We start from the raw sequence: 4,161 nt of genomic DNA on the forward strand, positions 1-4,161 counted from the left end.
ATCTTCTGGGGGAAATAATGAGCGTTCACACCGCGAAATCCTTGTGGGAGCGAGCTTGCTCGCGATGGGGCCAGGCCTGCTGGCCCCAAAACCAGGGTTTACTCTTCGAAAGCCATTCCATGCTTGGCCTTGGTGGTCTTCACCGCCTCCAGCACCGCCAGCAGGCAATCATCACGATAGCGCTCCAGGGCCGAGATGCTGTGGCTGCCCAATTGCTCGCTCGTGCCGTCCACCACATCGTCGATCAGCTTCTCGGTCAGCTCCGGCGCTGGCAGGTAGGTCCAGGGCAGTTGCAGTGCCGGGCCGAACTGGGCCATGAAGTGCCGCATGCCGGCATCGCCACCGGCCAGGGTGTAGGTCAGGAACGTGCCCATGAATGACCAGCGCAGGCCGGCGCCAAAACGGATGGCATCGTCGATTTCCCCGGTGGTGGCGACGCCGTCGTTGACCAGGTGCAGGGCTTCGCGCCACAGCGCTTCGAGCAGGCGGTCGGCGATGAAGCCGGGCACTTCCTTGCGTACATGCAGCGGCCGCATGCCGAGGGATTCGTACACCTGCATGGCCGCCTGCACGGCTTCGGGCGCGGTGTGCTTGCCACCGACCACTTCTACCAGCGGCAACAGGTAGACCGGGTTGAACGGGTGTCCGACCACGCAGCGTTCGGGGTGGGTGCAACCTTCGTAGAACTCGCTGGGCAGCAGCCCCGAAGTGCTGGAACCGATCAATGCATTCGGCTTGGCGGCGGCGCTGATCTGGCCGTGCAGTTCGAGCTTCAGTTCCAGGCGCTCGGGGGCGCTTTCCTGGATGAAGTCGGCGTCGCGCACGCATTCTTCGATGGTCGCGACAAAGCGCAGTCGATCCTGCGAGGCGCCAGGGGCCAGGCCTTGTTTTTCCAGCGCGCCCCAGGCGTTGGCGACGCGTTTGCGCAGTGCCGCCTCGGCACCCGGCGCGGGGTCCCAGGCAATAACGTCGAGGCCATGGGCCAGGGCGCGGCTGACCCAGCCGCTGCCGATCACGCCGCTGCCCAGGGCGGCGAAGGTCTTGATGTCGGTGATAAAGCTCATGGTGATGTCCTGAAAAAATAGTTCGGTGGTCTCCTGTGGGAGCAAGGCTTGCCCGCGATGGCGGCAGTAGATTCAGCAGGGATGTCGACTGACATACCGTCATCGCGGGCAAGCCTTGCTCCCACAGGTTGTGCCCCCCAATAGGGGAATGTGGATGTCGGCTCAGCCGCGCTGGGCCAGACCCATTTTCTTGCGGCCTTCAGCCGGAGTGAGCACGCGCGCCCCGAGGCGGCTGAGGATTTCGCCAGCGCGCTCCACCAGTTGGCCGTTGGTGGCGAGCACGCCTTTATCCAGCCAGAGGTTGTCTTCCAGCCCGACCCGCACGTTGCCCCCCAACAGCACCGCCTGGGCGGCCATCGGCATTTGCATGCGGCCGATGCCGAAGCCCGCCCACACTGCGTCGGCTGGTAGGTTGTCGACCATGGCCTTCATGGTGGTGGTGTCGGCCGGCGCGCCCCACGGGATGCCCAGGCAGAGCTGGAACAGCGGGTTGTCCAGCAGGCCTTCCTTGATCAGTTGCTTGGCGAACCACAGGTGCCCGGTATCGAAGATTTCCAGTTCGGCCTTGACCCCCAGCTCGGTGATCCGCTTGGCCCCGGCCCGCAGTTGTGCTGGGGTGGAGACGTAAATGGTGTCGCCGTCGCCGAAGTTCAGGGTGCCGCAATCCAGCGTGCAGATTTCCGGCAACAGCTCTTCGACGTGGGCCAGGCGGGTCAGCGGCCCCACCAGGTCGGTGTTGGGGCCGAACTCCATCGGTCGTTCGCCCGCACCGATCTCCAGGTCACCGCCCATGCCGGCGGTGAGGTTGACGATGATGTCCACGTCCGCCTCACGGATGCGCTCCATCACTTCGCGGTACAGCGCCACGTCGCGGCTGAACTTGCCGGTCTGCGGGTCGCGGACGTGGCAGTGGACCACGGTGGCACCGGCCTTGGCGGCTTCGACGGCAGCGGCGGCGATCTGTTTCGGGGTGACCGGCACGTGGGGGCTCTTGGCGGTCGTGTCGCCAGCACCGGTGAGTGCGCAGGTGATGATGACGTCGTGGTTCATGGTGCGGATTCCTTCAGGCGTGGTGAGTCACCGCGCAGCCGTGTGGTGCTGCGCAGAGGGAGAACGGTTGGTCAGTTGCTGGTGAGTTTCAGGTTGTCGGCGGCCGGCTTGCCGTCGAAGGTGGTCACGCCGTCGAGCCAGCGCTGCTTGTCTTGCGGATGATCCTTGAGCCACTGCCGGGCCGATTCGAGCGGATCCTTGTGATCGAGCAGCGGCTGCATCATCCGACTCTCGTCTTCGGCGGTGAAGGTCAGGTTGCTCAGCAAGCGACCGACGTTCGGGCATTGCTCGGCGTAGTTCGGCGCAGTGACGGTCCAGACGGTGGCCATGCCTTCGTTCGGGCCGAGGGCGTCTTCGCTGCCGGTGAGGTAGGTCATTTGCACGTTGACGTTCATCGGATGCGGCGCCCAGCCAAAGAACACCACGGCTTCCTTGCGCCGTACGGCGCGGTCCACGGCGGCGAGCATGCCGGCTTCGCTGGACTCCACCAGTTGGAATTTGCCCAGGCCGAACTGGTTCTTGGCGATCATCGCCTTGATCTGGGTGTTGGCGCCGGAGCCGGGTTCGATGCCGTAGATCTTGCCACCCAACTCTTTTTCGAATTTGGCGATATCGGCGAAGGTCTTCAGGCCCTTGTCGGCCAGGTAGGTCGGCACGGCCAGGGTGGCGCGGGCATCCTTGAGGCTGGGCTGCTCCAGGACCTTGACCTGCTTGGCTTCGACGAATGGAGTGATGGTCTGGGTCATCAGCGGGTTCCAGTAGCCCAGGAACAGGTCCAGGCGTTGGTCACGAATGCCAGCGAAGATGATTTGCTGGGAGGCGCTGGTCTGCTTGGTCGTGTAGCCGAGGCCGTCGAGCATCACTTGGGTCAGGGCGCTGGTGGCGATGACATCGGTCCAGTTGACGACGCCAAGGCGCACGTTCTGGCACGCGGCGGGTTCCGCGGCCATGGCGGCGCCATTCATTAAGGTGGTAGCGCTGAGTGCAAGAACGCAGGAGCTGATCAGTCGTTTCATGTCGGGTTCCTCGGCAGCTTATTGTTATGGGGCCCGGTGTCTGTGCGCCGGTGATGCCAAGTTACGCAGCCCGAAGCGTGGCAAAACGCACAGCGGCGACGTGCTCTTGCACTGCAGCGACCTGCGCTCTTGAACGACGCTTGCAACTGGCGTATCAAGGTCCGCACGCTACCCGTCGACCGAGTGCGCTTCATGTCCCAGGATTTCTACTTCTTGTTGATGCCGGGCTTTTCGGCCATCGGTTTCATCTCGGCCATCGAGCCGTTGCGGGTCGCCAATCGTTTTCGTGGCGAGCTGTATCGCTGGCATGTGTTGAGCGTCGATGGCGGGGCGGTGCTGGCGAGCAATGGCATGTCGGTCAACGCCGATGCCGCGCTGGAGCCGTTGAAGAAGGGCGCGACCCTTTGGGTGGTGGCGGGATTCGAACCACTGAAGTTCGCCACCCCGGCCCTGGAGCGCTGGCTGCATCGGTTGGACAACGAAGGCGTGATCCTGGGCGGCATCGACACCGGCAGTGTGGTCCTGGCCGAGGCGGGGCTGCTGGAAGGGCATCGCGTGACCTTGCACTGGGAGGCGATCGAGGCGTTCAAGGAGTCTTATCCGCAGCTTGGCGTGACTCAGGAACTGTTTGAAATCGACCGTCGCCGCATCACTTGCGCCGGTGGCACCGCGTCCATCGACCTGATGCTCGACCTGATCGGCCAGGCCCATGGTTCGGAGCTGGCGATCCAGGTCAGCGAACAGTTCGTGCTCGGCCGCATCCGCCCGCGCAAAGATCACCAACGCATGGAAATCGCCAACCGCTATGGCATTCGCAACAAGAAGCTGGTGCACGTCATCGGCGAGATGGAAACCCACAGCGAACCGCCCCTGAGCACCTTGGCCCTGGCCGAGTCGATCAACGTCACACGACGCCAGCTCGAACGCCTGTTCCGCCTGCACCTGAACGACACCCCGAGCAACTTCTATTTGCGCCTGCGCCTGGAAAAGGCCCGGCAACTGCTGCGCCAGACCGACATGAGCGTACTGGA

Annotated in this window: 4 protein-coding genes; 1 reads left to right on the top strand and 3 read right to left on the bottom strand. The window is 63.9% G+C overall.

The window, feature by feature from the left end:
- Window positions 1-98 precede the first annotated feature (98 nt).
- The 3 genes from J4E53_RS29975 to choX form a co-directional block, all read right to left on the bottom strand.
- Entirely contained in the window at window positions 99-1,064 is a 966-nt protein-coding gene (locus J4E53_RS29975) for an L-carnitine dehydrogenase (protein ID WP_103311371.1), read from the bottom strand.
- A 162-nt stretch (window positions 1,065-1,226) separates the two neighbouring features.
- On the bottom strand, window positions 1,227-2,114 hold the full coding sequence (locus J4E53_RS29980; protein WP_060740277.1) for a 3-keto-5-aminohexanoate cleavage protein: 888 nt from the start codon (window positions 2,112-2,114) through the stop codon (window positions 1,227-1,229).
- A 71-nt stretch (window positions 2,115-2,185) separates the two neighbouring features.
- Window positions 2,186-3,130, bottom strand: a complete 945-nt coding sequence (gene choX, locus J4E53_RS29985; RefSeq protein WP_060740278.1) for a choline ABC transporter substrate-binding protein — start codon at window positions 3,128-3,130, stop codon at window positions 2,186-2,188.
- 192 nt (window positions 3,131-3,322) lie between these two features.
- Between choX and J4E53_RS29990 the strand changes: the two genes are divergently transcribed.
- A partial coding sequence (locus J4E53_RS29990; protein WP_207268276.1) for a GlxA family transcriptional regulator occupies window positions 3,323-4,161 on the top strand: 839 nt, incomplete at its 3' end.

Origin of the sequence: Pseudomonas sp. FW305-28 (assembly GCF_017351395.1) — a bacterium.
Lineage (GTDB): Bacteria > Pseudomonadota > Gammaproteobacteria > Pseudomonadales > Pseudomonadaceae > Aquipseudomonas > Aquipseudomonas fluorescens_AA.

Coding starts and splice junctions, on each gene's coding strand:
- J4E53_RS29980 (WP_060740277.1), bottom strand. CDS start 2,114: ATGAACCACGACGTCATCATCACCTGCGCACTCACCGGTGCTGGCGAC.
- J4E53_RS29975 (WP_103311371.1), bottom strand. CDS start 1,064: ATGAGCTTTATCACCGACATCAAGACCTTCGCCGCCCTGGGCAGCGGC.
- choX (WP_060740278.1), bottom strand. CDS start 3,130: ATGAAACGACTGATCAGCTCCTGCGTTCTTGCACTCAGCGCTACCACC.